The following is a 5,328-nucleotide window of genomic DNA, read 5'->3' on the forward strand; positions in this document are numbered from 1 at the left end:
CAATAATTTAGCGTAATAATTTTATCAATAAAAAGTGATAATTACTGTTGTGTATATCACTTTTTATTTTTTTATTTGTTGATTTAAAACTAAAATGCGCAAAAAGTTTAAACACAAATTTACTTATTAACAATTAAAATTTATAAGAATGAAAAATTTTAAAAAATTATCTCGTGAAAACCTAAAAGCTGTAAAGGCAGGACAAGTTTACATAGCAGAAACTTCTTGTGGTTTTACTGCTACAACTAACCAAAATTGGACATTTGAACAAGCGGAAGCTTGGTTTGAAGCAATTGAAAAAAATTATTGTAAGACACCAACATATAGTGGTTCTGATGTTAAGAATCTTGCATAATTAATTTATATTAATGCACTTATAGTGATAATAATTAATCTATAAGTGCAGTTTTATTATAAAAATGTTGCCTATGTATAACTATCAGAAATTATTTCTATTATTCGTTTTATCATTTAGTATTTTATCGAATGCTCAATCGTACAAAAAAGATATATTACGTGGTGAGTTTACTTATCTATTAAAGGCAAAATTCGATACGCGAAAAGATCATAGAGATGAAGAATTATTCTTATTACAGGTAGGAGAAAATCGTGCATTTTTTGCCAGTGCAGTATCTCTTAAAGGAGATTCGGTAATGGCGAATTCTAAAACTACTACAAAGAATTCCGACGGAAGTACAACTTTTGGTTGGAAAAACGGTGCAATGATTCCCAAAACTAATTTTAATTTTACCATCATACAATCAAATGAAAATATACAATATTTTGATTTTGCCGGAATGTCATTACTTACCTACAAAGAGCAAATAATAAAAAATTGGAAACTCGTAGATGAGGGGAAAATAATTAATACTATTCATTGTAAAAAAGCAGAAGTAACCTTTAAAGGAAGAAATTGGATTGCATGGTATTCCCCCGAAATTCCATTTCCGTATGGTCCTATGAAGTTTAGCGGATTACCCGGATTAATTATAAAAATAACAGATGATAAAGGAGATTTTGATTTTGAAATCGTAAAAGCAGTATCTGATTCTAAATTAAAGGGTAAATTCGTTAACGTGAAAAAAAACAGATATACAGAAGCTGTTGAAACTACACAACCTAAATTGAAACAAGCACAAAGAAATTCTTCTGGTGTTCTCGAAAGCTATGGAATCACAACGACTTTGGAGGGAAAAGAAATATTAAGACAAAGAGAAAAAGAAAGAGAAAAACTAATAGATGAAAATAAAAAATATGCAAATCCTTTAGAATTAGAAAACTAAAACAAAAACTCTTCCGTTAATCTTTTATCATCGTCTAATCTTTCAATGAGTTTTTCAAGCCCTTCGAATTTAATTTCATCGTGAAGAAAATCTCTGAATTTTACGGTAATTTCTTCATCATAAATATCTCCTTCAAAATCAAGGATATAAACTTCCACAGTTAGTTTTTCGCCATTTACGGTCGGATTGGTTCCAACGCTCAACATTCCTTTATACTGCTTATTTTTCACAAAAACTTCAACAATATAAGCTCCTTTTTTAGGCAAAAGTTTAATCGATTCCGTTTCGATATTGGCGGTAGGATAACCTATTGTTCTTCCGATTTTTTTTCCGTGAACCACCGTTCCGGATACAGAGTAGGAGTATCCCAACATTTCATTGGCTTCCTTAATATTTCCTGCTGAAAGTGCATTGCGGATTTTTGTAGAGCTGATGTTATTCTCGTGAATATTAATGGCTTCCATCTGTTCAACTTCAAAATCCAGTTCCTTGGAAAGTTTCTGAAGAAGTTCAAAATTACCACTTTTATTTTTTCCGAAAGAATGATCGTAACCGATGATCAGATATTTTACATTCAGTTTTTCAATTAAAATCTGTCGGACAAATTCTTCTCCGGTTAAATTTCTGAATTCTTCATCAAATTCTTTTAGAAATAAATTTTCAATGTTGTATTTTTCCATCAAAAATTTCTTTTCTTCTAATGTATTGAGGAGTTTGAGATTTTCATCAGGATTAAAAACAAATCTTGGATGTGGCCAGAAAGTAAGAACGGCAGTTTCCAGATCGTTCTGTGAACCTACGTTAATTAATTCATCAATAATACTTTTATGCCCAAGATGAACCCCGTCGAACATTCCCAAAGACAGTGCTAATGGCTTCTGAGAGGTATAATCTTTAAAATTTTTGAAAACTTTCAAACCGGAAAAATTTTGACTGCAAATATAGGAAATTATGTAACAAAGTATCAATATAACAGTTTGCCAATATTTTAATCTATACTTATTGGCATATTGCTAAATTCATAGATTGTTAGACTTATAAAAAAGTATGATAAAAATCTGTTTTTTACCAATTGCAGGTTTATGAAGAATCATTATATTTGCACCAAGAAAAAATTTAGCAATGGCAAACCAAATTAAAGGTAAAATTTCTCAAATTATTGGTCCGGTAATCGACGTTGTCTTCAGTGATGTGGAATCTGTTCCAGCGATCTATGATGCGTTAGAAATTACAAAAGAAAACGGTGAAAAAGTAGTTTTAGAGGTAGAACAGCATATTGGCGAAGATACAGTAAGATGTATCGCAATGGACGCTACTGACGGTCTTAAAAGAGGGCAGGACGTAATCGGATACGGAAATCCTATTATGATGCCAATCGGTGAGGCTGTAAACGGAAGACTATTCAACGTTGTTGGTGATGCTATCGACGGACTTCAAAATATATCTAATGAAGGTGGTCTGCCAATTCACAGACCAGCTCCAAAATTTGATCAGCTTTCAACTTCTGCAGAAGTTTTATTTACAGGTATCAAAGTAATCGACCTTATCGAGCCTTACGCAAAAGGAGGTAAAATTGGTTTGTTCGGTGGTGCAGGTGTAGGTAAAACCGTATTGATTCAGGAGTTGATTAACAATATTGCAAAAGGACACGGAGGTCTTTCTGTTTTTGCCGGAGTAGGTGAAAGAACGAGAGAAGGAAATGACCTTTTGAGAGAGATGTTGGAATCTGGAATCATCAAGTATGGTGAAGATTTCATGCACTCTATGGAAAACGGAGGTTGGGATCTTTCTAAAGTAGATTTAGAAGTAATGAAAGATTCTAAAGCAGCATTCGTTTTCGGACAGATGAACGAGCCACCTGGTGCAAGAGCGAGAGTAGCACTTTCCGGTCTTACATTAGCTGAGTACTACAGAGACGGTGGAGAAAGCGGACAGGGTAGAGACGTACTTTTCTTCGTAGACAATATTTTCCGTTTTACACAGGCTGGTTCTGAGGTATCTGCACTTTTAGGTCGTATGCCATCTGCGGTAGGTTACCAACCGACACTAGCTTCTGAGATGGGAGCGATGCAGGAAAGAATTACGTCTACTAAAAATGGTTCAATTACTTCAGTACAGGCGGTTTACGTACCTGCGGATGACTTAACTGACCCGGCTCCTGCAACAACGTTTGCTCACTTGGATGCTACAACGGTACTAGACAGAAAAATTGCTTCATTGGGTATTTATCCTGCGGTAGATCCATTGGCTTCTACTTCAAGAATCCTGGCTCCTGAAATTATTGGTGAAGAACATTATAACTGTGCACAGAGAGTAAAAGAAATCCTTCAGAGATACAAAGCGCTTCAGGATATCATCGCGATCCTTGGTATGGAAGAACTTTCTGAAGAAGACAAATCAGTTGTTTACCGTGCAAGAAAAGTTCAGAGATTCCTTTCTCAGCCTTTCCACGTAGCAGAACAGTTTACAGGTATTCCTGGATCTTTGGTAGACATCAAAGATACCATTAAAGGATTCAACATGATCATTGATGGTGAATTGGATCACTTGCCGGAAGCTGCTTTCAACCTTAAAGGAACCATTGAAGAAGCAATCGAAGCAGGACAAAAAATGTTAGCTGATAACGCATAATAATGCTAATTGCTGATAGCCAATAGCTATTAGCCAAAAGCCAAAAGCAAATAAAATGAATATAAAAATTTTAACACCAGAATACGTAGTTTTTGAAGGAGAAGTAGACTCAGTATTACTGCCTGGAAAAAATGGTGAATTCCACATCATGCAAAACCACGCAGGAATCGTTTCTTCTTTAATCGGTGGTAAAGTAAAATTGTATGCTAAATCTATCGATGAAGCCTATTCAAAATACTTTACGAGAGAGAATGAGAAAGATTCAGTTTTCTCTTATCCTATCAAAAGCGGTGTTGTAGAATTTAATCATAATAAAGGAATTATCCTTTGTGAATAATTAAATGAAAAGCTAAATATATTTTCAAGAAAGTGTAACAATTCGTTACACTTTTTTTATTTTTGTATGAATTTGGTTTTATGAAGGGATTTTTAATTATTTTATTTTCAGTTTTCGGGTTGCTTTTCAATGCGCAGACGGTTAAAATTAAAAGAGGAATTGTGGATCTTGAAGGAATTCATGTCGCAAAACTGTCTTATAAAGGAGGAATATATACTTTTATGGATCTTAAAGAAACTCCAATTTATACCATAGAATTTGTAGATAAAAGTGTAGTGGATTCTGTACGCGACAGTTACATCAAGCTTAAAAGAATTTATAATCAGGACAAAACACTCGATCTGGACTATATTTCGCCATCTGCATTTTCAGGGGAAGAAAAATCGGCAGCTTACACCTGTGTTAAAAGTCTGAAGATCATTGACGAAAGAGGGATCAACATCAAAAACCTAGACGAGCTTTTTAAAAATTCACCTAAAAGGAAGCTTGATACCAAAACAAAAGATGCTTATACCATCCGAACTAAAATTGATAAATTAAATATTACCGTCAATAATGTAGGCGAAATTTTAAGTAACGGAAAACCAGTGGGTTATTTTACCAATTTACCGGCAAGTTTTGGTTCCGATGACACAGTTACGGATAAAACATTTGTTGATATTGAAATTTATGATGCCAACAGCAAATACATCGGAAAATACATCACAACAACAAAACAGATTAAATCTGCGGGAGGAAAAACCTTTACTCTGTACCGCGAAATGTCCGGAAGAGCATCTCTTTTAAAATTCCCTACCTACAAAGCCATTGCGGAAAGAATGGCCATTATGGATCCGAACTTTATAAAAATTCAGGAAAAAGTAATTGTGGGTGAAGTCACAAAAGACGGTGTTCAAAAGTAAAAATCATCAATAGGAACGGGCTTTAGCCCGTTTAACACCGATATAAATTCTATTGGCTTTAGCCAAAACTTAAAAAAGGGTAATGTACTGAAAAATAGTTGGTGAAATTCAGGATATATTTTAATAAATTATGCACGTTAATCCGAAGAGGACAAAAGCACTGGTGGAGATCAAC

At 34.1% G+C, this 5,328-nt stretch carries 6 protein-coding genes; 5 read left to right on the forward strand and 1 reads right to left on the reverse strand.

From position 1 onward, the window contains the following. Positions 1-148: 148 nt before the first annotated feature. Positions 149-355, forward strand: coding sequence for a bacteriocin-like protein (locus tag DD829_RS14750; RefSeq protein ID WP_116547881.1), 207 nt, complete (start codon positions 149-151; stop codon positions 353-355). Positions 356-428: 73 nt separating this feature from the next. Next, positions 429-1,283 carry a GLPGLI family protein gene (locus tag DD829_RS14755; protein ID WP_116547882.1) on the forward strand — a complete coding sequence of 285 codons (855 nt, stop codon included), beginning with the start codon at positions 429-431 and terminating at the stop codon, positions 1,281-1,283. Here the strand turns inward: DD829_RS14755 and DD829_RS14760 are convergent. Further along, complete coding sequence (locus DD829_RS14760; protein WP_116547883.1) at positions 1,280-2,200, reverse strand: bifunctional riboflavin kinase/FAD synthetase; 921 nt, start codon at positions 2,198-2,200, stop codon at positions 1,280-1,282. The genes DD829_RS14755 and DD829_RS14760 overlap by 4 nt on opposite strands. A 205-nt stretch (positions 2,201-2,405) precedes the next feature. On the opposite strand from DD829_RS14760, the gene atpD reads away from it, so the two are divergent. The 3 genes from atpD (at position 2,406) to DD829_RS14775 (ending at position 5,153) form a co-directional block, all read left to right on the forward strand. After that, positions 2,406-3,914: a F0F1 ATP synthase subunit beta gene (gene atpD / locus DD829_RS14765; protein ID WP_076390167.1), complete on the forward strand. Its 1,509-nt coding sequence runs from the start codon at positions 2,406-2,408 to the stop codon at positions 3,912-3,914. Positions 3,915-3,969: 55 nt separating this feature from the next. Continuing rightward, a complete protein-coding gene (locus DD829_RS14770; protein WP_116547884.1) occupies positions 3,970-4,251 on the forward strand; it encodes a FoF1 ATP synthase subunit delta/epsilon in 282 nt (93 codons plus the stop codon). An 80-nt stretch (positions 4,252-4,331) separates the two neighbouring features. Continuing rightward, entirely contained in the window at positions 4,332-5,153 is an 822-nt protein-coding gene (locus DD829_RS14775) for a hypothetical protein (RefSeq protein ID WP_076390169.1), read from the forward strand. Positions 5,154-5,328: the final 175 nt, after the last annotated feature.

This window comes from Chryseobacterium sp. HMWF035, from assembly GCF_003094695.1.
GTDB classification, from domain to species: domain Bacteria; phylum Bacteroidota; class Bacteroidia; order Flavobacteriales; family Weeksellaceae; genus Chryseobacterium; species Chryseobacterium gambrini.